This is a genomic window from Pseudomonas syringae (genome assembly GCF_002157375.1).
Taxonomy (GTDB): domain Bacteria; phylum Pseudomonadota; class Gammaproteobacteria; order Pseudomonadales; family Pseudomonadaceae; genus Aquipseudomonas; species Aquipseudomonas syringae_T.
The window spans coordinates 21885-46354 of record NZ_MTSA01000013.1 but is presented as its reverse complement, the minus strand read 5'-3'; the positions used below and the strand labels follow the sequence as shown (position 1 = coordinate 46354).

Here is a 24470-nt window from a genome sequence, read left to right as displayed (position 1 = left end):
TCACTGCAGTTAATGGTTCGAACCTCGCTTGGGACACCATATAATCAAAGGATTGGCGCGTTTAGGATCTGCCTCCTCAATCGTCTTTTCTGGCTGGCTCCTTTTTCGATAATGCATCTAATGCCTCGGGTATTCAGTGCATAAAATGGTTCGCAGGCATGGACATTAGCTCGCTCTCATCTCAGCGTTTATTTCGTCCGGGAAGCTCCTTGAACGGTTGCTCCGCGGTCGAGCGACTCTCCATTGATTTCCTCATTAATGAATGTTCACTTCTCGATGCTCTTGTGTCTGCTGCGGGCGGTCACTCAGATTTTATGGGCTGTTTTGTCAAGGGCTTTACGGAGTCAAACAGCGTGTCCAAGTCTCGTTTGCTTCTACGCGAACACACAGAAATAGAAAGTGATCGTGTTCTACTTTACATGTGTCCGGAGTGCGGCGACATGGGCTGTGGCGCCTATTCAGTATGTGTTCGTCAAAGTGATGAATGTTTCACGTGGGCTTTATTTGCTTACGAAAACGGCTATGAAGAGCCTCAAATCATAGCTGGAATTGGCCCCTTCATATTTGAGAGGTATGCCTATGAGGCAGCCATCGAAGATATGATCGTGCTTTAAAAGTTTTCAAGTTTTCCAGTGACGGTTTTCTGCTGGCGCATCGATGTTGATATCACGCTCGAGAGGCCAAGGCTGACTCTCCCCATTACGTTGAACTCAAGATTGCAGCACAGCGATCAGAGCCTGTCTGGTTGTCCATGACGACGGTTCCTCTCTGCGCTATCTCGACATAGTCGCCAGTCGCGATGACAACGGATCGATTCGACATAACCAACGTGCGCATAATGGCTGTTCGCGTCCAGCTGACTTCGCAAATTCGGGTTTCAGGATTTGCGAAAACCATGCAAACCCCTGCCGATGACACAGCAAAACTCCAGTGAAAATATCGCCTGCAATGGGTCGTGACAGCACGATCAAGAAATCACACAGCGAGCGAGACCGCGATGACCACCCCCCAGTAAATAGTAAGCAAACCTGGTCAGAAAAAAATCTGCCGTTATTCCAACTGTTGCCCTTAAAAAAAGAGGTGGGCAATGATGAATAAAAAAGAGCTAAAAAATGCGCTGCTTACTTTGGTCGTGGGGTTGGTGAGTGGCTACATGGTTTTGCTGCTTCCACAACCCAGCAATCAGCCAAAAACCGAGCCTCAAATATGCCCACAACTGATGTACGTCCAGCGACAACAGGTGGTAAAAGCGGGCAATCAGTGTAGTGTCGATACCCGCCAGGCCAATCTGATATTCAAGACCGCTGCACCACTATCAACTACCTTGCTGTCGGTCTAGAGTCTAGTCATCCGTCCTGCCTAAGGAAAATCCGTGAAGCTTTCAGAAATTCTTGCTGCGTCAATTTTGCTCGTCGGTTGCACAAACAGCGCTACCGATCTGCTTACCGACTCCAGGAGTTTTGACGGTGAGATCCACACAGATTTGAGTGCTGCGGCAGCGTATCGAAATCTTCGGGACGCAAGCCGTCTCTGCTTGGAGCACTCACCTATGGGCACCCCCGTGACCGTGGAGAACGAGTTCGACTCAGAGATTCGTGAGGGTCGAATTACCCAGCGGATGATCGCCCAAGGCGTGCGATTGAATCTCTCCATAATCGACATCGCCCCAGTATCTGGGGCCTCGACACTGATCAGGCTTTACACCCTAAAAGGACTGAGTGCGGTTGGCACGAAACGTCCTGCCCTCGAGGGTGTCAGGAGATGGCTGGCGGGAGATAAATCCTGTTGAGGCAACGTCTTCCGTTGGCGTGTTCATGTGGGCCTATCAGATTGATCCACTTTGACGCTCAGGCATAACCCGTTCAGTCAGAAGCCCCCAACTGACTCATGGCGATCAAGGCGCGGCTAACGGATAATGACGTCCACAGGTTCAGTCACCGCTGAACGACACATGACAAGTGGAGCATCTATTCAATGGTTAAAACGCGTCCAAGGCCAGCCGTCAGTGGTGTTGCGTCTGCTGATCGTGTGCTGACCGTTCTGACCGCGTTTCAGGTGGGGGACACGGCCCTGAATCTGGTGGAGCTTACCGAGCGCACAGGCCTGATAAAAAGCACGATCATGCGCCTCATGGTGTCCCTGGAGAATCATGGTTTTGTGACGCGCTTGTCGGATGGTCGCTACATGCTGGCCAGTGAAGTGATGCGGCTTAACGCTGTTTATCAGGAAGCACTGGACCTGGAGCGGCATGTGTTGCCAAGGCTGCAACGCCTGACCGATGAAACCGGGGAGACCGCTTCTTTTTATGTCCGGCATGGCGCCTATCGGCTGTGTCAGTACCGCGTGAATTCGCCTCATCCGCTTCGGCTCCACCTTCAACCCGGTGATATGCGGCCGATGGACCGGGCGGCGGGTGCGCAGGCGTTGCGCGTCACAGACGCTGTGGAGGGAATGGAGCCTATCTATTCGTGCGGCGCCACCGATCCTCATGCGGCCTCGATGGCGCTGCCTGTGTTCGGGCCATTGAATGAGCTGGTCGGGGCCTTGGTTATTTCCGGGCCGGCCAGCCGCTTGACGGAAGAGCATGCCCAGCGATTGGGGAAAGTGTTCTCTGACGTTGCTGATGACCTGACGCGCAGCCTGGGCGGCAAACAGCATCGGGCCGATCCGCTTTCAAAGGATGCTCTGAAAGCCGACGCGGTTAACTGAAACCGTAGAGTTCGAGAGGGTTGTCGCGAAGCGTTCGGCGGTGATCCTTCTCTTCGGAACCCATTGGATCAACAGGTCCAGGGTGCCAGCGTCAACGCCATTGGCATCTTCAATGCCAATGGCGTTGCGCAGAGAACGCGTCAGTTTGCTTTCGAAAGGTCTGGGCAGGAAGACGCTTCTTTCTGACGCTTGCGGCCCATGATCAGCACCATGATTCCGCCTGTCGCACACAGTGCAGCCAATGGCAGCATGGCAATGGCATAGCTGCCGGTGGCTTCATGAATGGCGCCATAAGCGTTGACCATCAACCCGCCGCCTATCAGGTTGGCAAGTGCGCCGATTGCGGCCAGGCCGGCGGCCGCGGTGGACGAAGACAGCCAGCCAGACACCAGTGCCCAGAAGGGGCCTTTCATCGAGTAGGCACCGATCAGCACCATCGTGAGCAGGAAGACGGTCGCGGCAAGCGAGGACGTCACCAGTGCCAGCAGCAGGCCTGCGGTAATCAGCAGCAAGGTCAGCGAGGTGTGCCAGCGGCGCTCGTTGGTGCGGTCGGAGCTACGGCCCCAAATGATCATCGCCACCGAGGCAATGCCATAGGGGATGGCATTGACCAGGCCTATTTCCAGGTTGGACAGGCCGAAGGTTTTCAACAGCTGCGGCGCCCAGACGCTCATGGTACTGCCCGCTGCGGAGGCTCCGGAGTAGATCAGTGCAAGCACCCAGATATCTTTGTGCTTGAGCAGCTTCCAAAGCGAGATATGCCCGATGTTGGTTTTCTTCGCACGCTCCTCCGCGAGCCTTCCGGTGAGCCAATGGCGTTGTTGGTCAGTCAGCCACTTCGCTTGTTCAGGACGATCCGTCAGTACAAACAGGCAGGCAATACCCAGCAATACCGCCGGAATGCCTTCCAGAATGAACAGCCAATGCCAGCCTCGCATCCCCATCCAGCCATCCAGACTGAGCAGCAACCCGGATAACGGCGAGCCAATAAAGTTAGCGCCCGGGATCGCGACCATGAAGATGGCGACCATGCGTGCCCGATAAGCTGCCGGCAGCCAGTAAGTGAGGTAGAGCAGAACGCCCGGGAAAAAGCCGGCTTCCGCCGCGCCCAGTAGAAAGCGCATGACGTACAGGGAGTTCGCACCCTGAACAAACGCAGTGCCCGCGGAGACGATGCCCCAGGTGATCATGATTCTGGCGATCCATACCCGTGCGCCGAATTTTTGCAGGGCCAGGTTGCTGGGTACTTCGACCAGAAAATATGAAACGAAAAACAGACTGCTGGCAAACCCGAAAATGGCCGGGCTCAGGCCCAGATCATGGTTCATTTGCAGCGATGCCATCCCGATGTTGCCGCGATCGATGATAGCGATCAGGTAGCAGATAATCAGAAAGGGAAGCAGGCGCCAGGCCACGCGTTTCATCGTCAGACGTTCTAATTCACTGATGCCGGGTGAGGCTGGGGCTACGGCCATGATGCTCTCCTATGCTTATTTTTCTGGAGAATCGGTGTGCAGGTTATCGCGGGCTCGGGTGTGCCGATCCGGTCGTGAAACGTCAGGCTTCAGCCGATAGCAAGCGTCGGTTGACGATGCTGCGGGGGTCAAGATGACCGCCTTCCCACGCCATCACGATCTGCTGAACAGCCAGCAGTCCGACCCGGTCGCGGGAGTCGGTGGTGTTGGCGCCGACGTGAGGTGTCGCCACCAGATTCCCAAGGCTCCACAAAGGGCTGTCCGCGGAAGGTGGTTCAGGGTTGAAAGTGTCCAGCCCGGCTCCGAGGATCTGACCTGTCTTCAAGGCTTCGACCAGCGCTGCCGTGTCGACAAGCTCGCCGCGTGCAGTATTGATCAGAATGCTGGTGGGTCGCATGCGCTCGAACTGTTCGCGGCCGAAGAGGTTGCCGTTCTCGTCGGTAAGAGGGCAGTGAAGGCTGATGACATCGCTGGTAGCCAGCAGCCGATTGAAGTCGGTTTCACGCGCGACGTAATCGCGATCAGGGAGTGTTTTGAGGTAAGGGTCGAAGACTTTTACGTTCATGCGCAACGGGGCGACCAGGTCCATCAGGATGCTGCCGATGGAACCCAGGCCCACCAGGCCCAGCGTCTTGCCAAAAAGCTCGACCCCGTTGGCGGTGGCCTTGTCCCAGTGGCCCGCCCGCATCCGGGCATCGAGTGCGGCGGTCTGGCGCGCCACGCTGAACATCAGCGCAAAGGCATGCTCTGCCACCGACTGGGCATTGGCACCGAATGCGATGGTCACGGGAACGTTGCTGTCAGCCGCCGCCTGTATGTCGATGGTGTCGTAACCCACGCCATGCTTGGCGATGATCTTCAGATTGCTTGAGGCCTGGATCATGTCCCTGGTCAGCTTGCCCTGACGCACGATGATCGCATGAGGCTGTTCATCACGGATCTTTGCAGTCAGCGCTTCGGCGGGCATGTAGGGCGTGGTGGGGATGATGGTGATGCCTTGGGACGCAGCGTACGCCATCGCATCGGCCGCCAGTTCGGGGCCTGTCAGCAGGATCTTCCGATTCATGATCAATACCTTGTTCTTATAGGGTTCGTGCGCGGTTGGCCAGAGGTCATCAGCACTTGACTGAACCCTACCATAATGAAATGACGTTGCAATATAATCGGATAAATAATCTTGACGAGCGGCGCTTCGTTGAGAATTTCGCCTCTTGAACGTATTAAAATGAAATGACATTCTGTTATAAGGTTCTTGTGACCTGTCGGCATCCAATAATTTCAAGAGAGAAAAGCCACATGACGATCGGATTCAGAGTTCTCGATGCAGCCCGCAAAGTCAGCCCGGAATGGGTCGCACGCTACCGCGATGTCCCGGTGGCCAATGTCAGTGACTCGATGAACCGGATGACCGCTGGCGGATCGCAACTGCGACCCATGCACCGTGCCGGTGTTCTCGCCGGCCCGGCCTTGACGGTTAAAGCCCGCCCGGGCGACAACCTGATGCTGCATTACGCCATTGACATCGCACAGCCGGGTGATGTGATCGTGGTGGATGCGGGGGGAGACCTGACGAATGCGCTGATCGGCGAAATGATGGTGGCTTATGCTGTAAAACGGGGGGTGGCGGGCATCGTCATCAACGGGGCAATCCGTGATGCCGCCAGCATCGGTGCAGGCGACTTTCCGATGTTTGCAGCGGGCGTTTCGCACCGGGGGCCTTATAAAGACGGGCCAGGTGAAATCAATGTGCCGATCGCCATTGATGGCATGGTCATCGAGGCGGGAGATCTGGTGATTGGGGACGACGACGGCTTGCTGTGCGTTCCTTACGACCAGGTTGCCGAGGTCTATGACCGGGCAGCAGCCAAGCACCATGCAGAGCAAAAGCAATTGGAGCAGATCGCCAACGGTGAAAATGATCGCTCCTGGGTACTCGAGTCACTGAAGAAAAAAGGCTGTCAGCTTCCAGAATGAGCTGGCGTAATCGTGCCTTTCGCGCACGATCTCCAGCTTGCCAGGGGTGAACGCGAAGGGCCTTAGGTGAGGGCTCCATGCAATCGTCCCCTGATTCAGTTCCAACGCGTTGGCCCGCTCCGGTGCGGGCCTTGGCGCATCGAAATTTCCAGATTTATTTTGCGGGTCAGGCCATCTCTACCCTCGGCAAGTGGGTGCAGCAGGTGGCGCTATCCTGGCTGGCCTACCACCTGACATCCTCTGCACTGTTATTGGGGCTGCTGACGTTTCTCACACTGGCGCCGCAGTTGGTGGTCGGCCCGTTGGCAGGTGCCTGGATCGACCGTCATGACAAGCGTCGGCTGCTGATCCTGGCTCAAGGATTGTTGGCCATCCAGTCGTTTTCCCTGGCCGTGCTGGCCTGGACAGGATGGATGACGGACGTCGCAATCATCGTCATGGCATTGATCCTCGGGCTGCTGAATGCGGTAGAAACGCCTCTTCGTCAGGCACTCATCGGGAGCTTTGTACCGGACCCGGCTGACCTTCCAAATGCCTTGGCGCTCAATGCCATGCTCATCAATGCAGCTCGCTTCATTGGCCCGCCCCTGGCAGGTGTACTGATTACGGTCAGTGGCGAGGGGGCATGCTTTCTCATGACTTCCATCGCATTCACGCTTTTGCTGGTCAGCCTGAGCAGAACGAAAATAGCGCCTGTCGCGAGGGCAATCGGTTCTACCGGTCAGATGTTCAAGGAGGGGTTGAGCTATATATGGCGCACAGTGAGTGTCCGTCGCTTGATCATCAGCGTGGTGGCAGTGAACCTGCTGGCCTCAAACTACGCGGTGTTGCTGCCCATCCTGGCAAAGACCGACTATGCCGGTGACGCTCAGACATTGGGGTGGTTGTGGGGCGCTGCCGGCGCTGGCGCGTTTATCGCTACGTTGATGCTTGCGTTAGGCGGGACGCTTGACCGGCTTCACGTATTCATTTCGATGGCCGTCGTGTGTTGTTCAGCTGCGATGCTCGGGCTGGGCTTCAGTCTTCCGCTGACCGTGGCGTTGGGGCTGCTGGCACTGGTGGGTTTCGGGATTACCGCCAGTAACGTCAGCACCAACATGCTGCTGCAAAGCCAGGCACCCTCAGAGCTTCGCGGGCGTATCATCGCGTTCTACATTGCAATGAGGTTTGGTTTCGAAGCCATCGGCGGACTGTTGGCGGGGCTCTGTGCCGCGGCACTGGGAGCACCCGCCACCCTGGGAATCAGTGGTGCCTTGCTGGCATTGTTTTTTATTGTCGACGGATATGGGACGAAGCGCTGACAAACCGGCCATGACCCGTGCCCCACACCTCACACCGGCAAACGAAATTGCTTGCGCAGGTTCTTGTCAAACAGCCCTGCAGGTGCAAAACGACGCAGCATGCTGATCTGTCGCGCGGCCTTGCCAGCCGTATAACGACGTTTCGGTCGTGCATCGCTCGCCGCCTTCAGCACGACAGCCGCTACGACATCCGGCAGGTCGGCTGTTGGCATCACATCGGCCAACAGAGCCTTGAACCCGACCCGGGCCTGGTCGTATTCCTTCAAGCGCGAATCCGGCTCGATGCCGTTTTGGTCGAAGACGGTTCGTACAAATGCCGGTTCGATGACCGAGACGCGAACATTGAAAGCGCGAACTTCGTGATCGAGCGATTCCGAATAGCCTTCCAGCGCGTGCTTGGCCGCCGAATAATGAGACGAGTAGGGTGCGGGCACCAAGCCCAGAATTGATCCGATATTGATGATGCGCCCTTCGCCACGTTGGCGCATCGACGGTAATACCGCGTTGGTCATGCGGATCACGCCGAACAGGTTGACATCGAACAGCGCCTGCACCTGCGGGATCGAGAACTCTTCTGCGCCACCCAGCAGTCCGATGCCGGCATTGTTGACCAACAGGTCTATTCGCCCGGTCTGCGCGAGCACGGTGGAAACCAGCGTGCGCACAGATTCATCGTTTGTAACGTCGCACGTCAGCATGGACATCTGCGCTAAACCGTCGCCGATCTTGCGGCTCGTGCCGAACACGGTATAGCCCGACTGCACCAGCGCCTCGGCTGTCGCGCGGCCAATGCCGGAGGATGCGCCGGTGACAATGGCGGTTTTTCTGGAAGTGGTGCTCATGAAATACTCCGATGCTCAAAAAGTGGCATACCAACACGTGAGTGATGCGGATAGACGACCAGGCTGGCCATCGACACTTACTTGATCGTCACGACAACCTTGCCTTTAGCGCGACCTTTGGCCAGATACTCAAGGCCCTCTCTGGCTTGTTGAAACGGAAAGACCCTGTCAATCACGGGTTTGATCTGTCCGCGTTCAAGCAGCTCGGCAATGTTCCCCAGTTGAGCGCCGTCCGGTCGCACGAACAAAAACGAGTACGTGACCTTGTTTTTTCTCGCACGGCGGATGATCGAGCGGCTCATCAGCCCGAATAGAAAGGCGAAGAAAACATTCATTCGGCGAGCCTGAGCAAATGCTTTGTCCAGCGGGCCGACGAGGGAGACGATCAAGCCACCGGGCTTGAGGACGCCAATGGCCTTTTTAATCGTGTCGCCTCGGGTGGTGCCAAGTACCAGGTCGCAGTCTCGCACCACCTGCTCGAACGCCTGCTTCTTGTAGTCCACAACCTCATCTGCACCCAGGCTGCGAACCAGCGGTACATTTCCGGCGCTGGTGGTTGTGGCGACTTTGGCACCCAGGTGTTTTGCCAGTTGAATGGCGAAGGTGCCGATGCCGCCAGAGCCGGCAGGGATGAATACCTTCTGGCCGGGTCGAAGATTGGCGCGCTCTTTCAAGGCTTGCCACGACGTAAGCCCGACCATTGGGATAGAGGCCGCTTGCACGAAGTCCAGGTTGGCCGGCTTCAACGCAGCCGTGTGCTCCGGCACGGCGACGAGTTCGGCGATAGACCCTCTGCCAAGGTCGAAGAGGCTGGCAAAAATGGCGTCACCGACTTTGAAGCGGGTCACCGCACTGCCCACCTCTATGACCACGCCGGCCAGATCGCTGCCCATAATGGCAGGCAGTTCGTACTTCAAGACCGGTTTGAACGCGCCTGTTGTGATCATGTTGTCAATCGGGTTCAAACCGGCGGCATACACTTCCACCAACAGCTCGTCGGGTTTGAGTGTCGGCCGAGGAACATGCGTAATCGCTATTTCAGGCGACTTGCCATAGCTTTCAAATGTCAGTGCTTTCATGTCGCTCGTTTTCCAGGGGCGTCAAAACAATGATGGGATTGCTGTATGAACATCTTTGCGGCTGAACGTGGAATGCGTTACTTCAGGAACACCAGAGCCTTAGATACGAAGTCAGCGTGATACTGAAATACGCCGCCGTGCCCGGCGTCCGGGTAGATCACCAGTTGCGCCAGCGGGATACGTCGGGCCATGTCACGGCTCAGCTCGCTCGCGACGATGATGTCGCTGTCCCCAGCGGCGATAAGTACAGGTATGCGCAGGCGTGCAAGGTCTTGCGGTTGCTGTCTGCCCCAGGCCTTTATGGCGTTGAGTTGACGAAAAAACAGACCCGGCGTCGGCCCTTTGTCGCGGGCAACCGTGCGCTCCTTCACCCTCATCAAATAGTCTCTGGCAGCATGTCGGCCGTTGAGTGTCGAGGTGAAAAACATAGAGGCCTTGGGGTCGCGCAGCGTCAGCAGACTCTTGAGAATAAGCGGCCAGGACATGGCGCCGATTTGATCGATGCCCTTACTGCCTGCCGGGCCAGTGCTTGCCAGGATGAGCCTGCGCACCAGACCTGGCGCCTTTGACGCCACATCCTGGGCCACAAAACCGCCCATTGAAAAACCGACCAGATCAACCTGTTTGTAGCCCAATGCCCGGATAAGCTCGACGGTGTCCCGAGCCATCTCGTCTATCGTCACTGGCGAGGTGCCGCCGGATAAACCGACGCCTCGGTAGTTGATCGCGATAACGTGATGTTCAGCGGCAAGACCGTCGACTATGCGCGGGTCGAAATCGTCCAGAACTGCGCCCCAATAGTTGAGCAGGAAAACCGGCACGCCACTGCGCAAACCTGATTCGCGATAGGCGAAGGCAATGCCGCCGACTGTCGCGATTTTATTGGGTGCCTGGATAAATGACTGTGCCAGGTTTGAGCTGCTCATGACCGATACCCTGATTTCAGACTTGTGGCCGGTAGCGCTCAGCGGCGCGGGCCTGTCGAATGTCCGACAGTAATCCTTGGCGCGCTTCGTCCAGCGAATCCCAACGCTCCGCAACGTGCAGGGGCGGAATGGTCACCAACTCGCGGCGATCAAAGCCGATCAGTGCCGCATCGACCAGTTCTTCAACGTCCATCACCTCGGAAAGGGTGTTGAGGTCGATGCCGGCGCGCTCCCAGATTTCGGTGCGGGTGGCTGCCGGCAGTACCGCCTGGACGTAGACACCTTTAGGAGACAATTCCAGGTGCATGCCTTGGGACAGGTACAGCACGAATGCTTTGGTAGCGCCGTAAACGGTCATGCCGAATTCCGGCGCAAAGCCCACCACCGAGCCGATATTGACGATGGCGCCTGTGCCTGACTGCGAAAAGCGCGGGGCCACGACTGCCGAGAGCCGGGTCAGGGCAACGACGTTGAGGGTGATCAACTTGTCGATGGCCTCGGCGCTTTGCTGAGCGATCCCTCCGGATTGAGCCATGCCGGCGTTGTTGATCAGCACGCCGATGCGGGCGTCGTCGCGAAGACGGGTTTCAAGCGCGGTCAGGTCGGCAGGATCTGTCAAGTCGGCCTGCAGCACTTCGACAGCAACGTCGTTTTCTGCCCGCAAGCGCACGGCCAACGCCTCAAGGCGTGCCTTGTCTCGGGCGACAAGCACCAGGCTATGACCGCGACGGGCGAATCGCTCGGCATAGACGGCACCGATGCCGCTGGAGGCGCCGGTGATCAGCACAGTGGAGGGCGTTGTCGTTTCAAAAAGCGCTTTCTCGGACATGGTGTCTGCTTCTGGAAGTGGAGTCGGCGTTTATGATTACGATCTAAATCTAAAATGTCAATTTATTGATGTTGATCGGCATCAAAAGGGGCGATCGTGTTCATCGTTCGCAGGGGGCGATGAAGGAAGTCGTCAGAAAAGTCGCTGCCACATTGCGCGCACGCCGTTGGACGCGTGCCTTCAAAAGCACGGTCATGACGGCGTTTTGCATAGGGGTCTGACGGGGGGAGGGTGCGCCTGTTTTCAGGCTTCTGGCGCGAGCACGAAGTTCGTCATCAATTGAAATATCGACTCGGCGGTGGGAATGGGCGGTTGGTCTGTCTTCCTGTCGATCGTCAGTGATGCGTAGCCGTGTGCAGTGCTCCAGGCGAGAAAGGTGCGTTGTTCAAGCACTGCCGGGTCGGGTTCGCTGCCGTATTTCGCTATCCATGCGTTGCGTATCGATTGGCTGAGCACTTGCAGCGCACGTTCACCCGACTCGATAAGTCTGGGCAGCGTGCGATTGACGGCAGAGCCAAACATCAGCCGAAAATGCTCCGGGTAGCTTCTGGCGAAATTGACATAGCCGACGCCGCAGCCTAGGAGGGTGTCGTCAAGCGCCTGTTGCGCGGTAATGATGGACTCGGCCAAGCGCTCATAACCGTCTGCCACCACTTCCGCCAACAGGTTTTCCAGAGAGCCGAAATGATGAGCAGGGGCTGCGTGGGAAACATTCGCCCGTCTGGCGCACTCGCGTAGCGACATGCCGCGCACGCCCGCTTCCCCCACAATGTCCCAGGCTGCCTGGCGCAAGACGGCTGGCAGATTGCCGTGGTGGTAGGTCCGCGGGGTGTCTGACGTCGACATGGAAGGCTCCCTATCATGAAATAAAAGTTATGTGCCCGTCGCACAGCCTATCTTGTCAGTGACAAGATAGGCTGTTTTAATGCCCCCCAAGTCATTTGACTGGCGGAGAATACCGATGAGCAAGGTTATCAATACGCTTCGACTATCGACGCTACGGGGCCTCTTCGCGCTGGCCAGCCGTATTGTACCGGGCGTCACCGGAAGATATCTCGCTCGACGTTTCATTACGCCCCAGCCGGCCGGACGTGCCCAGGCAGCGGCAGCCCTTGGCGCATCGCCGGATGTGCAAACGAGTACCCTGGAACTGGACGGCATCAAGATTTCCACCTACGTGTGGGGAGACCCTTCGAGCCAACCCTATGTGCTGCTGGCGCACGGCTGGTCAAGCTATGCGATGCGATTTGTCGGGTGGGTGCCGATGTTGCGTTCAATGGGGTACGCCGTGGTGGGCTTCGATCAGCCCGCACATGGATTGAGCGCAGGCAGCATCAGCCACATGACTCAATTCGTCGACGTGCAACAGCGCGTGGGGCGTCATTTCGGAAAGCCGGCAGCGGTGATTGCGCACTCACTGGGCGCTTCATCCATCGTCTTTGCTCAAGAAGAACAATGGCGTCCCGAGCGGTTTGTGTTGATCGCGCCGTTCCTGGCACCCACCGACAGCGTGCTGCAACTGTTCGATACGGTCGGTGTTTCACATAAGGTATTCAAACCCTTTGAAGGCGTCTTGCATTCGCTGACCGGGCACCGCTTTGCGGACTTCGACGCCAGTACGCGGCTGCACGTGTTTGATCGTCCTGCGCTGATTATCCATGACCGGCGTGACCGTGAAACACCGTGGGAAAAGGGTGCCCTGTTTGCAAAACTGTGGCCGGGAGCACGTCTCTTTACCACGGAAGGGCTGGGTCACAATCGGTTGATCGATCACCCGTCGGTGATGGCTGAAGCCATGAGATTTCTGAAACCGGACAGCCATCAATGACCTCCGGCCGCGCATGAACATCGAGCGTATTGCCTCCGTTATTCCTCTCGGGCGTTGACACGCAACGTCATAAAATCCGTGCCTGCCAGCAGGACCTGGCTCGTTGAACCATAAGATGAGTAACGGAAACCAGATGTGTTTCCGATCATCACGAGCTGTGCTTCATTTAAAGATCCTGACACGCCTGAACAGGCGGGGCGGGGGCTTTAGACGCGGGAGGCTGCTGTGGGTTTTAATCCGTTATCCCATGAACTGGCTGTGCTGGAAATCGTGCGCAGCGCTCACTTCATTCGTCCCCGAAAGTTGACCTCCGGCCAACTGTATCTGGCCTTGATACGTCTTCAGTCTGAGGTGCCGGCCATCGGGACTTTTATGGCGATGATTGATGATCTAGTGAAAGAAGGTCTTTTGGTTTCAGCCGCCGTGCTGGATCACGACGTCTCGTTTCCTTACGTGCAGCATATTATTTCAGGCCTGACCGAAATAGGTGAGGCCGCACTGGAAGTGCAAAGCGCTCAGGTCGACCCTTTTTTACACCTGATCGGCGAGTCCGCTTCTGCCCTCGACGCCAGAAAATCATGAGGTGCTCTTTCAGGGCTGAAGGCTGTCCAGATCTTTAAACCATTGCGCGTACGGTGTGTTTTCAACGTTTCGCCGATTGAAGTCCGCTGCTCCGTCTGTCCACCAGACTTTTCCGCGCTCTCCGAGCGCAACCTTGGCCTTGTCGACTTCCGCTCGGGCGGCCTTCAGCGCCTCGGCATTCTCAGAAGCCTTGGCCGCTTTGACGTTGCGTCGCGCAGCCATCAGTTCGTCAACCCGTTGTTGACGAACGTCTTCGCTCAATGAGGGATCCGAGCAACGCCACAGCTGGCCTTTGACCACAAAGTACCTACCGTCGGGCGTCGTTGGATGCACGTTAAGGATAACCCCGGGCAATCGCATCAGCCCCGATCAGCCCGGTTACCCGCCCGGCGAGCGCTTCCAGGCCGAACGGTTTGGTCAGTACCTGTGTGCAAGGCCGCAGGTGGCAGTCGTCCAGCACTGAAGTCTTGGCGTAGCCGGTGATGAACAGGGTGGGCAGCCCAGGGCGGCGATGGCCGGCAGCGTCAGCCATTTCCCGACCGTTCATGCCGCCCGGCAAGCCAATGTCGCTGATCAGCAGGTCGATACGCGCGTCTGATTGAAGGATCTCCAGGCCAGACTGGGCGTCGGCTGCTTCCAGGCAGTGATAGCCCAGGCCGGTGATCACTTCGGCGACGAGCATTCTGACCGAGGGCTCATCGTCAACGACCAGCACCGTTTCGCCAGTGTGAGGCGTCGACTCTTCCACGGCTTCAGGCTCGTCGGTGCGAGGGGCGCTTTGAGCTAGGTGACGCGGCAAATGCATCACCACGCTGGTGCCTTGGCCTTCGACCGACTCAACCCGGATCTGCCCGCCGGACTGGCGCACGAAGCCGTAGACCATCGACAGCCCCAGGCCCGTGCCCGCGCCGATGGGCTTGGTGGTGAAAAAGGGTTCGAACGCCTTGGTAACGATCTCCGGGCTCATGCCACTGCCGGTGTCGGTGACACGGATGCTGAGATGCTCGCCGGCCGGAATGCCGTGATCCGGGTCAACGCACTCTTCGAGGGACGCATTGGCGGTCTCGATGACGATGCGCCCGCCGTTGGGCATGGCGTCTCGGGCGTTCAGGCACAGGTTCAGCAACGAGCTTTCCAGTTGAGCGTGATCGATCAATGCAGGCCATAGATCGTCACTGGCAAGCACTTTGATGTCTATGGCCGGGCCAACCGTGCGCGCGATCAACTCTTCCATGTCCTCGATCAGCGCGTTGACATCGGTGACTCTCGGGGACAGGGTCTGGCGCCTTGAAAACGCCAGCAGGCGATGAGTCAGAGAAGCCGCGCGGCGCACGGCGCCTTGAGCGACTGACACATAGCGGTCGACATCACCTACGCGTCCCTGATCAAGACGCTTGGTGATCAGTTCCAGGCTGCCCGAAATACCCGCCAGCAGATTATTGAAGTCGTGTGCAATGCCACCGGTCAATTGCCCGACGGCGTCCATCTTCTGCGAATGACGCAGAGCGTCCTCGATTTGCTCCCGTTCGAAAACGGCTTGTTCGATACGCTGCTCAAGGGTCTGATTGAGCTCCCTGACCGCTTCTTCAGCCTGCTTTCGTGCCGTCACGTCGACAGATGAGCCGATCAGACCGATCACCTTGCCACTGCCGTCCAGCAGTGGCGCCTTGCTGGACAGCCATATGGCCGCGGAGCCATCGGCCAGATTGACCTGTTCCTCTATCTGCTCGCTGACGTTGCCGTGCATGATCCGGCGGTCGTTCTCCATGAGGGTACGTGCCTGATCCTTGTCATCCAGAAACTCGAGATCGGTCTTGCCAATGAAGAACTCGGGCGGTTTGCCGATCAGTTCGGCTGTGCCCCGGTTCGCGACCAGCATTCTGCCCTCGAGGTCCTTGGCGTAGACGACGCCGGGCACGGCTGACGTGAATATTTTCAGCAGTTCGTTAAGTCGGTCGCGCTCGGCTTCGGCGGTACGTCGGCTGTCGATATCCAGCAGTATGCCCGGACTGCGAAGCGGCTTGCCTCCAACGTCGCGTTCAATCCTTCCACTGGCTTCAACCCAGCGATAGACACCGTCCTTGTGCAGCACCCGATATTCAAATCGATAGGTGTCGCCACTGGACAGCGCGTCTTGAATGCTTTTATTGACCGTGCGTGCGTCATCAGGGTGGATGGAGGCCACCACGGTGTGCAGAGGCAGCCCTTTGGCACACAGTTTCGGGCACAGGCCGAATGTCCGGGCGAATCGCTCATCGCCGGTCAGGCGATCAGCAACGATGTCCCACACCCACGTGCCCACCACCGCGCCTGAATCAAGCGCGAGTTGCAGCCGCTCGGCAGCTTCCTGCGCCGAGGTGTGGAGTAATCGGGGGGCGAACGGCCTGCCGCCAGAAACATCATTGCTCATCACTATCAACCCACTTGAACGCCTGGTTCGCAAAGCCTCAGTCATAGGGCAGCGCGGCGGCCTGAAAGTTGTACAAAATTTATTCTATTTTGTGCATCCGTTCGTGCAAGGAGTCAGTAACACTTGATCATCCAATGACTTCATACTATGCGTGATGTTAAATTAATATCATCTTGTTTGCGCAATAATTTGCAGGGGCTGCCTGGAGCGGGCGTTTCAGAGCGATCGGCCCGGGAGGGGTTGCATCAATAGCATATGGCCTGAAGGTACTACAGCCTTCAGGCGCCGACGACGGATGCCCGTCTCCGGCGTCTGACGCTGTTATTCAGTGCTGGCCGAGCGCTGCCGGCACGTTCGCCGCCTGCTCTGGCGACCAGCGGGTCATCGCATAGAACACGGCGCCGCCCAGGATGCACCCGGTGAACCACGCGAAGTTGGCAATGGGCTTGAACCAGTCGATAAAGGTAAAGCACAGGCCGACCAGTGCAGTCAGCAACAACGCCTTGACCGCAATCCAGTTCACGCCATTGGTGTACCAGTAACGGCCGCTCGGCGTGTCATTGAACAAGGCATCGACATCAATCTGCTGTTTCTTGATCAGGTAGTAGTCCACCAGCAAAATGCCGAACAGCGGGCCGATGCAGGCGGCGAGCACGTCCAGCGTGTAGTGGATCACTTCGGGGTTGTTGAACAGGTTCCACGGCGTGATGAAAATCGACGCCACGGCGGCGATCATGCCTCCCGCACGCCAGCTGATGCGGCTGGGGGCCACGTTGGCAAAGTCGAAGGCTGGCGAAACGAAGTTGGCGACGATGTTGATACCGACGGTGGCCGTCACAAAGGTGAACGCGCCGAGCAGCACCGCCGTGGTGTTATCGATGCGTGCCACGGTGGCGATAGGGTCGTGGATCATCTCGCCGAAGATTGGCAGGGTGCCGGAAACAATCACCACGGTCACCAGCGAGAACGCCAGAAAGTTTACCGGCAACCCCCAGAAGTTACCGCGGCGTACGTCTGCCATGCTGCGGCAATAGCGGCTGAAATCGCCGAAATTCAGGGTCGGGCCGGAGAAGTACGAAACCACCAGCGCAATGGCCATGACCACCTGACCGAACGCCGCCCAGCCAGACAACTCTTTTTCAGCCAGGGTAAAGCTGATGTTGTCCCAGCCGGCACGCCAGACGATCCAGCCCGCCAGGGCGAACATCACGGCATAGACCGCGGGGCCGGCCCAGTCGATGAAGCGTCTGATCGACTCCATGCCGGTCCAGAACACGGCAGCCTGCACCACCCACAGCGCCAGGAAGCCGAACCAGCCGAGCCAGGACAAGCCAAGAAAGGTCACATTTTGGTAGGCGGCCAGCTCCGGGAAGAAACGCAGCACCACAATGACCAGCGCACTGGAGGCCAGGTAAGTCTGTATGCCGTACCAGGCCACTGCTATCAGCCCGCGAATGATTGCGGGGATATTGGCGCCGAAAACGCCGAAGGCCAGTCGGCAGATGACCGGGTAGGGCACGGCGGCCTGCTGGCTGGGTCTGGCGACCAGGTTTGCGATCACCTGAATGATGCAGATGCCGACCAGCAAGGCGATCAGCACTTGCCAACTGGCCAGCCCGAGGGCAAACAGGCTGGCGGCGAAAACATAGCCACCGACGCTGTGTACGTCGCTCATCCAGAACGCCAGGATGTTGTACCAGGTCCATTTCTGCGGCACCGGCCCCAGATCATGGTTATGCAGGCGCGGGCTGTATCCGGCCGGGCGTTGATCTGTCATTGCGAAACTCCCTCGTCGAGTGGGGATGAGATCAGAGTACGATCGATGATTTTTTTGTATACGATCCTGTACGCAAAAGCTGTGCCACAGGTTTTTCTGCGTCATTGAAGTTGATGAAAGCTGTGCAGGGTGGCGATCTTATGACTGAAGGTCGTTGGTTTGAGCGGCGGGGTGCCCGTGCAGAAACCGCACGTAAACAGGGCGCTTTTGCGCAGTTACGGTGCGCGTCATGTATTGCGCGCTCAGGGCTCAGATGATGCCTTCTAGATAGCGCTACTCATCCAGCGATACATCGGGCACTATTCCTGTATACGATCTGCACTGAAAAAGTGGTTTCAATCATGACCCGACCTGCCAGCGCTCCGCTGTTCCTCACCCCCGCAACTGATGAAAAAGGCCGTGACGAGCAGATCTATCAGCATGTGCTGGAGGCCATCGTCGAGCACCGTCTGGCCCCAGGCACGCGTCTGCCCGAGGACGCGTTGGCCGAAGTTTTCGAAATCAGCCGGACTGGCATTCGCAAGGTGTTGCAACGTCTGGCGCTGGAGCGGCTTGTCACGCTACGGCCCAAGCGCGGTGCTGAAGTGGCGCAACCGTCTGCACAAGAAGCTCAGGATGTTCTTGGCGCCAGACAGCTGATAGAACCCGCGCTGATGGCCGACATCGCTGCGCGGGCCAGCGGCCAGCGACTGGACTCGTTACGTGCGCTCTGCAATCAGGAACACGACGCCCAGCAGGCGGGTCGCCACAGCGAAGCCATTCAACTGTCGGCGCGCTTTCATGTGCAGCTGTGTGCGTTGGCGGGTAATCAGGTGTTGACCGAGCAGGTTGCGCAACTCACCACGCGTTCATCCCTGATTGTTGCCGTGTACGGTTCGCGGCGCAGTGTCGGCTGCGACTGTGGTCAGCACGTGGACCTGCTGGCGTTGCTCGAGGCCGGGCAGGGCGAGCAGGCCCGGGAATGGATGGCCGAGCACCTGCGTCGTATCCGGGCCAGCCTGAACGTGGACGAGCCGGTCAGCGAAACAGTCGATTTTCATAGCATCTTCAAACGACGCTGAGGGAGTTCCAGTGCGTATTCAAGTGATCAACCCCAACACCAGCGAAGCCATGACCCGCAAGATCGGACTGGCGGCGCAAGCCATCGCACGCCCAGGCACTCAAATCGTTGCCTGCAGTCCGGACGATGGCCCGGTGTCCATCGAAGGGCACTTTGACGAAGCCATTGCCACCCTCGGCGTGCTTGAGGAAATACGCAAAGGCCGAGAGCAACAGGTAGATGCGCACATCATTGCCTGCTTCGGTGACCCTGGTTTGCTGGCCGCCCGTGAATACGCCAGCGCGCCGGTGATCGGCATTGCCGAAGCGGCCTTTCACATGGCCAGCCTGATCTCCACCCGTTTTGCAGTGGTGACGACGCTGACCCGCACCCGAATCATCGCCGAGCACCTGTTGCAGCGTTATGGCTTCAGTGAGTTGTGTACATCGGTGCGCTGTATCGATCTGCCGGTGCTGGCACTTGAAGACAGCGGCCCGGAGCTCATCGAGCTGATGGCCGAGCAGGCCATTGTTGCCCGCGATCAGGAGGGTGCCGGCGCCATCGTGCTGGGGTGTGGCGGAATGGCTGATCTGACCAGGCAACTCAGCGAAGCGATAGGTCTGCCCGTCATTGATGGCGTTGCAGCAGCGGTGAAGCTGGCGGAATCGCTGGTGGACCTGGGGCTGACCACCAGCAAGCACGGCGACCTGGCCGACCCGATAGGCAAGCCGTTCAAGGGACGATTTGCCTATCTGAGCCGTTGAACATTGAGCCGGCAGCGCTGCTCAACTAGATGACGCAGAGCCTCACCGGAGGCATTCCCACTTCAGCGTGAGGAACAACAAGCTCGCGGCTGTCACATTGCCGGCACACCCACACCCACCAGTGCTTCGGTGTCCGTGTCTGGCACGGCAAGGGTATTATTGCCCGGCGTCAGAATGACCTTGCGGCAGTCTTCCTCCTTCTTGTCGAACAGCTTGTAACCTTTGGCCGCGTCCTCCAGCGACATGCGATGGGTGATGATCGCTTCGGGTTCAAGGCGACCGGCTTCGATGTGCCCAAGTAGCTCAGGCAGAAAGCGGTGTACGTGGGTCTGGCCCATCTTGAAGGTCAGGCCTTTGTCGAACGCGTCGCCGAACATGAAGCCGTGGATGAACCCGGCATAAACCCCCGGTACGCTCACCACGCCACCACGTCTGACCGCCGCGATGCATTGGCGCAAGGCTTTGCCGCTGCTGCCTTCCAGTTTCAGGGTGGCCAGAATGGTTTCGGTCGTGCTGCCCTTGGCCTCGAAACCCACTGCATCGATCACGCCGTCCACGCCACGCATGCCAGGCGTCTGGCGAATGATGGTGTCAGCCGGATCATCGTCTTCGTCGAAATTGATCGGGATCACGCCATAGGTTTTCTGCGCGTAAGCCAGGCGATACGGGTGGTGATCGACCATGAAGATCTTCTCTGCACCGAGCATTTTCGCGCACGCCGCGCTCATCAGCCCGACCGGGCCAGCGCCGTAGATGGCAACGCTCGAACCCTTGCCGACCCCGGCGTTGGTCACGGCCTGCCAGGCCGTGGGCAGAATGTCGGAGAGGAACAGCACTTTCTCGTCAGACAGCGTGCCGGGGACTTTGAATGGGCCGGTGTTGGCCTTGGGTACGCGCACGTATTCAGCCTGCCCGCCGGGAATGCCGCCGTACAAATGGCTAAAACCAAACAACGCTGCGCCTGGCGGAATCGACTTCTTGTTCATGATCGCGCCACGCCCGGTATTGGTGGTCTCGCAGGCGGCGAACAGATCGATATTGCAGAAAAAGCAGCTGCCGCAGGCAATCACAAAAGGGATCACGACGCGATCACCTTTCTTCACAGCGGAGACCGCCGAACCTGTTTCTTCCACGATGCCCATGAACTCGTGGCCGAAGATGTCACCGTGTTCCACGGTCGGAATCTTGCCACGATACAGGTGCAAGTCGGAGCCGCAGATGGCTGTTGCGGTGACTTTCAGGATGATGTCGTCGGCTTCTTGTATTTCCGGGTCTGGCACGGTGTCGACTTTTACATCTTTGGCGCCGTGGTAAGTCAAAGCTCGCATGATTAATCCTCGATAGCAGCAGACGTTCTGATCCGTTACTAAAGAGGAACCATGAGGATTTTGATGGTTCAGCGCGATTGTTTCAGGTGGGACTAACGGTATGCCGGCCGGCTCCGTTTATCTCAATTGCGAAACGCCGTCATGTCCTGCAGCAGCATGCCCATCAAACGACTGGCACCCACGCTGAGCTGACGGCCCAGGCGGCTGATCAGGTGGGTTTGCGGGCTGCTGAACACTTCATGCTGCAAGGGCAGGGCACGTAAAGTGCCGGCTTTGATCTCCTCTTCCACAACGAAGGTCGGCAGCAAGGTGACGCCGCCCTGCATGGCGAAATGCTTGAGCATCGCGAAGGTGCTGCAGGTCAGCGTCGGCTGCACCGTGATGCCCAATTGGTGTTCGGCTTGCAGCAGAATCTGGCGGATGCCGTAGGAGACTGCGGGAAGCGCCACGCGATACTGATCGAGTGTCCGAAGCTCGACAGGGTTTTGCTCTTGAGCCAGCGGATGATCAGGCCCGGTGATCACGCAGACGGGCTGACGCTGATGCGCGTGCGAGCGGATTTTCGGGTCGGCAGCCGGATTGAAGACCAGCCCGATGTGCGCTTCGTCCTCGACCACCTGACGGATCACTTCGTTGCTGCCACAGACGTTCACGATCAACTCGATTCTGGGGTACAGCTCGGAAAACCGCGCCAGCGGCTGCGCCAGGCTTTCGAGAAAACCTTCGCCGGACACCAGCGTCACCGAGCCGCTGTGCAGGCCTTTCAGTGCCTGGATCGAATCCAGCAGCACTTCCTGCTGAGTCAATCGCTGGCGGTAATAAGCCAGCACCTTGTCACCCGCCTCGGTCGGTTTGACCCCGCGCCGGTGCCGCTCCAGCAGGGGCGAGCCGAGCTCCTGTTCCAGTTGAGCAATCTGGCGGCTGACCGCCGACGGCGCGACGTTCAGGAAGACAGCGGCAGCCCGGCCGCTGCCCAGCCTGACGGCTTCGAAGAAGTACAGGATGCGACGATCTTGCACGAGGCTCATGGGGGGCACCTGTGTTGCGCTAAAGGCAACATAAATTCGATTTTCGGATTATTGCTGAGAGGGGAAAGCGCTGTCCATACTCGAATCATCGGCACAGGGCTGGCGACAGCGGCTGGCAGCGTCATTTTCGAACGCATACAAAACCTTTAATCGAGATGCAGACATGACTTTGAAAGCAGGTGTGATCGGATTGGGCAACATGGGCGGCGGCATGGCTGCCACGCTGGCCGGCAAGGGCTTTGACGTCAGTGGCTTTGACCTGTCGCAAGCCGCGCTGGCCCAGGCCGAAAGCAAAGGCGTCAAGCCGGTTGCCGACCGCAAGCAACTGATTCAGAGCGTCGACATTCTGATCCTGTCGCTGCCCAAGGCCGAGCATGTGGAGTCGGTCTGCCTCGGTGAGGGAGGCATCCGCGAGTTCGGTCGCCAGGGGCTGATCGTGGTCGACACCACCACCTCGACGCCGGAAATGAGCCGCAAGGTGGCCGCTGAGCTGGCTAAAGCCGGTATCGCATTCATCGACGCCCCGGTGTCAGGCGGCCCGAAAGGCGCGGCCACCGGCACCATGTCGATGGTCATCGGCGCTGAAGACGCAGACCTGGCCCGCGCCATGCCGGTGCTGGAAGGCATGAGCGGCACACGGGTGCATGTCGGGCAGTGCGGCGCGGGCAATGTGGCCAAGATCGCCAACAACATGCTCGCCGCCTGCCACCTGATCAGTACCGCCGAAGCCGTCGCGATGGCCGCACGTGCCGGTGTCGATCCGGAAAAACTCCTGCAGGGCCTGAATGCCGGTTCCGGTCGCAGCGGTGCAACGCAGGTCATGTTCCCCACTTGGGTGCTGAACAAGGCCTATGACTCGGGCTTCACCATGGGTTTGATGCGCAAGGACGTTGGGCTGGCCAGCGATCTGGCGGACAGCCTCGACATGGACCTGCCGTTGTCGCGTGTGGTCGCGCAATTGTGGCAAGCCAGCAGCCAGACCCTGGCGGACAACGAAGACTTCTGCGCCATCGTGCAGCGCACTGACGCCAAACTTTACGGTCACGGAGAATAAATGATGAGCACTGCAAAAATCCTTGAACTGATGCGCCCTTACTGGGGCGATCGCAGTGTCATCGCCAGCTACGTCGGCGGCCAGTTCATCGAAGGCCACGGCGCGCCGGTCGATGTGCGCAATGCCCACGACGACAGCCTGTTGCTGAGCTTTCCGGATGCCGACGAGTCTCTGGTCGACGCCGCCGACAAGGCTGCCAAAACGGCGCAACAACAGTGGTGGGCGCTGACCGCCCAGGTGCGTGGGCGTGCCATGTACCAGGTGGGCAATCTGATTCGTGAAGCGCAGGAAAACCTCGCGCAGATCGAATCGCTGACTGCCAACAAGCCAATCCGCGATGCCCGCGTCGAAGTGCTCAAAGTGGCCGAGATGTTCGAGTATTACGCCGGTTGGGCGGACAAACTGCACGGCGAAATCATTCCGGTGCCGACCACGCACCTCAACTACGTGACCTACGAGCCGTTGGGCACGGTGTTGCAGATCACCCCGTGGAACGCGCCGATCTTCACCTGCGGCTGGCAGATCGCCCCGGCGATTGCGGCGGGTAACGCTGTCATCCTCAAACCGTCGGAACTGACGCCGCTCAGCTCGCTGGTCGTCGGTGTGCTGATCGAACGCGCAGGCGTGCCGAAAGGGCTGGTCAATGTGATTGCCGGTTTCGGTCATTCCATCGGTCAGGCGTTCATTGCCAAGGCCGATATCCGCAAAGTGGTGTTTGTCGGTTCGCCGGCAACCGGTCGGCACATTGCGGTGGCGGCGGCGCAGCGCTGCATTCCGGCAGTACTGGAGCTGGGCGGCAAGTCGGCCAATATCGTATTTGAAGATGCCGACCTGGACGTCGCTTTGCGCGGCGCTCAGGCCGCTATTTTCTCCGGCGCCGGGCAAAGCTGCGTGTCCGGTTCGCGTCTGCTGGTGCAGGAATCGATCTTTGAGAAATTCACCCATGCGCTGGCCGTCGCGGCGACGCAATTCAAGGTCGGCGACCCGAGCGACCCGGAAACCCAGATCGGCCCGATCAACAACGCCAAACAGTACAACCATGTGAAAAGCATGGTCGAGCGCGCGTTGAAAGACGGCGCCAGGCTGGTCGGCGAGCAGGCTGATCCGATCCCGGACAAGCCGGGTTATTACGTCAATCCGACCGTGCTGGCGGGCACCAACGAGCTGCATTGCGCCCAGGAAGAAATCTTCGGCCCGGTGGTGGTGGCGATTCCTTTCAAGGATGAAGAAGACGCGATCCGCATCGCCAACGACAGCCGCTTCGGCCTGGCCGGTGGCGTCTGGACCCGCGATGTGGGCCGCGCCCACCGGGTTGCCAAACAGGTGCGTGCCGGGACATTCTGGGTCAACGGTTACAAGACCATCCACGTCAGCTCGCCGTTTGGCGGCTATGGTGAAAGCGGTTATGGCCGCTCATCGGGCCTGGATGCGCTGCGCGAGTACAGCGAAGTGAAAAGCGTCTGGGTCGAAACTGCCGCCAAGCCCGCAGCCAGTTTTGGCTACGGCGCGAGCCTGGAGTAAACAC

The 24470-nt window shown here is 58.5% G+C and carries 24 protein-coding genes; 12 read left to right on the top strand and 12 right to left on the bottom strand.

The window, feature by feature from the left end; all coding sequences use genetic code 11:
• The first annotated feature begins 158 nt into the window (after positions 1 to 158).
• The 4 genes from BW686_RS17265 (at position 159) to BW686_RS17250 (ending at position 2709) form a co-directional block, all read left to right on the top strand.
• Entirely contained in the window at positions 159 to 614 is a 456-nt protein-coding gene (locus BW686_RS17265) for a hypothetical protein (RefSeq protein ID WP_084918770.1), read from the top strand.
• A 473-nt stretch (positions 615 to 1087) separates the two neighbouring features.
• The gene (locus BW686_RS17260) at positions 1088 to 1339 is read left to right on the top strand and encodes a hypothetical protein (RefSeq protein WP_084918769.1); all 252 of its coding nucleotides are present in this window, start codon (positions 1088 to 1090) and stop codon (positions 1337 to 1339) included.
• Between the two features lie 33 nt (positions 1340 to 1372).
• Positions 1373 to 1789: a hypothetical protein gene (locus tag BW686_RS17255; RefSeq protein ID WP_084918768.1), complete on the top strand. Its 417-nt coding sequence runs from the start codon at positions 1373 to 1375 to the stop codon at positions 1787 to 1789.
• Positions 1790 to 1974: 185 nt separating this feature from the next.
• Positions 1975 to 2709 carry an IclR family transcriptional regulator gene (locus tag BW686_RS17250; RefSeq protein WP_084918767.1) on the top strand — a complete coding sequence of 245 codons (735 nt, stop codon included), beginning with the start codon at positions 1975 to 1977 and terminating at the stop codon, positions 2707 to 2709.
• A 140-nt stretch (positions 2710 to 2849) separates the two neighbouring features.
• On the opposite strand, the gene BW686_RS17245 is transcribed toward BW686_RS17250, so the two are convergent.
• Together BW686_RS17245 and BW686_RS17240 are read right to left on the bottom strand one after the other, a co-directional pair.
• Positions 2850 to 4184: an MFS transporter gene (locus BW686_RS17245; protein WP_084918766.1), complete on the bottom strand. Its 1335-nt coding sequence runs from the start codon at positions 4182 to 4184 to the stop codon at positions 2850 to 2852.
• An 82-nt stretch (positions 4185 to 4266) separates the two neighbouring features.
• Positions 4267 to 5250: a hydroxyacid dehydrogenase gene (locus tag BW686_RS17240; RefSeq protein ID WP_084918765.1), complete on the bottom strand. Its 984-nt coding sequence runs from the start codon at positions 5248 to 5250 to the stop codon at positions 4267 to 4269.
• Between the two features lie 230 nt (positions 5251 to 5480).
• Between BW686_RS17240 and BW686_RS17235 the strand changes: the two genes are divergently transcribed.
• Complete coding sequence (locus BW686_RS17235; protein WP_084918764.1) at positions 5481 to 6158, top strand: RraA family protein; 678 nt, start codon at positions 5481 to 5483, stop codon at positions 6156 to 6158.
• Between the two features lie 77 nt (positions 6159 to 6235).
• Complete coding sequence (locus BW686_RS17230) at positions 6236 to 7459, top strand: MFS transporter (RefSeq protein ID WP_084918763.1); 1224 nt, start codon at positions 6236 to 6238, stop codon at positions 7457 to 7459.
• Between the two features lie 29 nt (positions 7460 to 7488).
• Here the strand turns inward: BW686_RS17230 and BW686_RS17225 are convergent, their stop codons facing one another.
• The 5 genes from BW686_RS17225 to BW686_RS17205 form a co-directional block, all read right to left on the bottom strand.
• The gene (locus BW686_RS17225) at positions 7489 to 8301 is read right to left on the bottom strand and encodes an oxidoreductase (protein WP_084918762.1); all 813 of its coding nucleotides are present in this window, start codon (positions 8299 to 8301) and stop codon (positions 7489 to 7491) included.
• A 77-nt stretch (positions 8302 to 8378) separates the two neighbouring features.
• Positions 8379 to 9380: an NADP-dependent oxidoreductase gene (locus BW686_RS17220; protein ID WP_084918761.1), complete on the bottom strand. Its 1002-nt coding sequence runs from the start codon at positions 9378 to 9380 to the stop codon at positions 8379 to 8381.
• A 77-nt stretch (positions 9381 to 9457) separates the two neighbouring features.
• On the bottom strand, positions 9458 to 10306 hold the full coding sequence (locus tag BW686_RS17215) for an alpha/beta fold hydrolase (RefSeq protein ID WP_084918760.1): 849 nt from the start codon (positions 10304 to 10306) through the stop codon (positions 9458 to 9460).
• A gap of 16 nt (positions 10307 to 10322) precedes the next feature.
• Entirely contained in the window at positions 10323 to 11135 is an 813-nt protein-coding gene (locus tag BW686_RS17210) for an SDR family NAD(P)-dependent oxidoreductase (RefSeq protein WP_084918759.1), read from the bottom strand.
• A gap of 243 nt (positions 11136 to 11378) precedes the next feature.
• Positions 11379 to 11981, bottom strand: a complete 603-nt coding sequence (locus BW686_RS17205; protein ID WP_084918758.1) for a TetR/AcrR family transcriptional regulator — start codon at positions 11979 to 11981, stop codon at positions 11379 to 11381.
• Between the two features lie 115 nt (positions 11982 to 12096).
• Between BW686_RS17205 and BW686_RS17200 the strand changes: the two genes are divergently transcribed.
• Both BW686_RS17200 and BW686_RS17195 read left to right on the top strand, forming a co-directional pair.
• On the top strand, positions 12097 to 12963 hold the full coding sequence (locus BW686_RS17200) for an alpha/beta hydrolase (RefSeq protein ID WP_084918757.1): 867 nt from the start codon (positions 12097 to 12099) through the stop codon (positions 12961 to 12963).
• A 225-nt stretch (positions 12964 to 13188) separates the two neighbouring features.
• A complete protein-coding gene (locus tag BW686_RS17195) occupies positions 13189 to 13545 on the top strand; it encodes a hypothetical protein (RefSeq protein WP_084918756.1) in 357 nt (118 codons plus the stop codon).
• A gap of 9 nt (positions 13546 to 13554) precedes the next feature.
• Here BW686_RS17195 and BW686_RS17190 read toward each other — a convergent pair whose 3' ends face one another.
• From BW686_RS17190 to BW686_RS17180, 3 genes are all read right to left on the bottom strand, one after another.
• On the bottom strand, positions 13555 to 13878 hold the full coding sequence (locus BW686_RS17190; protein WP_084918895.1) for a hypothetical protein: 324 nt from the start codon (positions 13876 to 13878) through the stop codon (positions 13555 to 13557).
• 1 nt (position 13879) lies between these two features.
• Positions 13880 to 15955, bottom strand: a complete 2076-nt coding sequence (locus tag BW686_RS17185; protein ID WP_084918755.1) for a hybrid sensor histidine kinase/response regulator — start codon at positions 15953 to 15955, stop codon at positions 13880 to 13882.
• Positions 15956 to 16280: 325 nt separating this feature from the next.
• Positions 16281 to 17732 (bottom strand): NCS1 family nucleobase:cation symporter-1, encoded by a 1452-nt coding sequence (locus BW686_RS17180; RefSeq protein ID WP_084918754.1) that lies wholly within the window; start codon positions 17730 to 17732, stop codon positions 16281 to 16283.
• Between the two features lie 341 nt (positions 17733 to 18073).
• Here BW686_RS17180 and BW686_RS17175 point away from each other — a divergent pair, with 341 nt between their 5' ends.
• Positions 18074 to 18793 (top strand): GntR family transcriptional regulator, encoded by a 720-nt coding sequence (locus tag BW686_RS17175; RefSeq protein ID WP_084918753.1) that lies wholly within the window; start codon positions 18074 to 18076, stop codon positions 18791 to 18793.
• Between the two features lie 10 nt (positions 18794 to 18803).
• Positions 18804 to 19535: an aspartate/glutamate racemase family protein gene (locus BW686_RS17170; protein WP_084918752.1), complete on the top strand. Its 732-nt coding sequence runs from the start codon at positions 18804 to 18806 to the stop codon at positions 19533 to 19535.
• Between the two features lie 92 nt (positions 19536 to 19627).
• Here BW686_RS17170 and BW686_RS17165 read toward each other — a convergent pair whose 3' ends face one another.
• Positions 19628 to 20863, bottom strand: coding sequence for a zinc-dependent alcohol dehydrogenase (locus BW686_RS17165; RefSeq protein WP_084918751.1), 1236 nt, complete (start codon positions 20861 to 20863; stop codon positions 19628 to 19630).
• Between the two features lie 122 nt (positions 20864 to 20985).
• Complete coding sequence (locus BW686_RS17160) at positions 20986 to 21891, bottom strand: LysR family transcriptional regulator (protein WP_084918750.1); 906 nt, start codon at positions 21889 to 21891, stop codon at positions 20986 to 20988.
• A gap of 163 nt (positions 21892 to 22054) precedes the next feature.
• Between BW686_RS17160 and BW686_RS17155 the strand changes: the two genes are divergently transcribed.
• On the top strand, positions 22055 to 22945 hold the full coding sequence (locus BW686_RS17155) for an NAD(P)-dependent oxidoreductase (RefSeq protein ID WP_084918749.1): 891 nt from the start codon (positions 22055 to 22057) through the stop codon (positions 22943 to 22945).
• A gap of 3 nt (positions 22946 to 22948) precedes the next feature.
• On the top strand, positions 22949 to 24466 hold the full coding sequence (locus tag BW686_RS17150) for an aldehyde dehydrogenase family protein (protein WP_084918894.1): 1518 nt from the start codon (positions 22949 to 22951) through the stop codon (positions 24464 to 24466).
• Positions 24467 to 24470 lie beyond the last annotated feature (4 nt).

Bases quoted from the DNA above. Each gene is read 5' to 3' on its own strand.
- BW686_RS17155 (WP_084918749.1), top strand. From the start codon at position 22,055: ATGACTTTGAAAGCAGGTGTGATCGGATTGGGCAACATGGGCGGCGGC.
- BW686_RS17215 (WP_084918760.1), bottom strand. From the start codon at position 10,306: ATGAGCAGCTCAAACCTGGCACAGTCATTTATCCAGGCACCCAATAAA.
- BW686_RS17250 (WP_084918767.1), top strand. From the start codon at position 1,975: ATGGTTAAAACGCGTCCAAGGCCAGCCGTCAGTGGTGTTGCGTCTGCT.
- BW686_RS17240 (WP_084918765.1), bottom strand. From the start codon at position 5,250: ATGAATCGGAAGATCCTGCTGACAGGCCCCGAACTGGCGGCCGATGCG.
- BW686_RS17160 (WP_084918750.1), bottom strand. From the start codon at position 21,891: ATGAGCCTCGTGCAAGATCGTCGCATCCTGTACTTCTTCGAAGCCGTC.
- BW686_RS17205 (WP_084918758.1), bottom strand. From the start codon at position 11,981: ATGTCGACGTCAGACACCCCGCGGACCTACCACCACGGCAATCTGCCA.
- BW686_RS17225 (WP_084918762.1), bottom strand. From the start codon at position 8,301: ATGAGCACCACTTCCAGAAAAACCGCCATTGTCACCGGCGCATCCTCC.
- BW686_RS17200 (WP_084918757.1), top strand. From the start codon at position 12,097: ATGAGCAAGGTTATCAATACGCTTCGACTATCGACGCTACGGGGCCTC.
- BW686_RS17265 (WP_084918770.1), top strand. From the start codon at position 159: ATGGACATTAGCTCGCTCTCATCTCAGCGTTTATTTCGTCCGGGAAGC.
- BW686_RS17150 (WP_084918894.1), top strand. From the start codon at position 22,949: ATGAGCACTGCAAAAATCCTTGAACTGATGCGCCCTTACTGGGGCGAT.
- BW686_RS17165 (WP_084918751.1), bottom strand. From the start codon at position 20,863: ATGCGAGCTTTGACTTACCACGGCGCCAAAGATGTAAAAGTCGACACC.
- BW686_RS17260 (WP_084918769.1), top strand. From the start codon at position 1,088: ATGATGAATAAAAAAGAGCTAAAAAATGCGCTGCTTACTTTGGTCGTG.
- BW686_RS17230 (WP_084918763.1), top strand. From the start codon at position 6,236: ATGCAATCGTCCCCTGATTCAGTTCCAACGCGTTGGCCCGCTCCGGTG.
- BW686_RS17210 (WP_084918759.1), bottom strand. From the start codon at position 11,135: ATGTCCGAGAAAGCGCTTTTTGAAACGACAACGCCCTCCACTGTGCTG.
- BW686_RS17235 (WP_084918764.1), top strand. From the start codon at position 5,481: ATGACGATCGGATTCAGAGTTCTCGATGCAGCCCGCAAAGTCAGCCCG.
- BW686_RS17220 (WP_084918761.1), bottom strand. From the start codon at position 9,380: ATGAAAGCACTGACATTTGAAAGCTATGGCAAGTCGCCTGAAATAGCG.
- BW686_RS17245 (WP_084918766.1), bottom strand. From the start codon at position 4,184: ATGGCCGTAGCCCCAGCCTCACCCGGCATCAGTGAATTAGAACGTCTG.
- BW686_RS17185 (WP_084918755.1), bottom strand. From the start codon at position 15,955: ATGAGCAATGATGTTTCTGGCGGCAGGCCGTTCGCCCCCCGATTACTC.
- BW686_RS17180 (WP_084918754.1), bottom strand. From the start codon at position 17,732: ATGACAGATCAACGCCCGGCCGGATACAGCCCGCGCCTGCATAACCAT.
- BW686_RS17175 (WP_084918753.1), top strand. From the start codon at position 18,074: ATGACCCGACCTGCCAGCGCTCCGCTGTTCCTCACCCCCGCAACTGAT.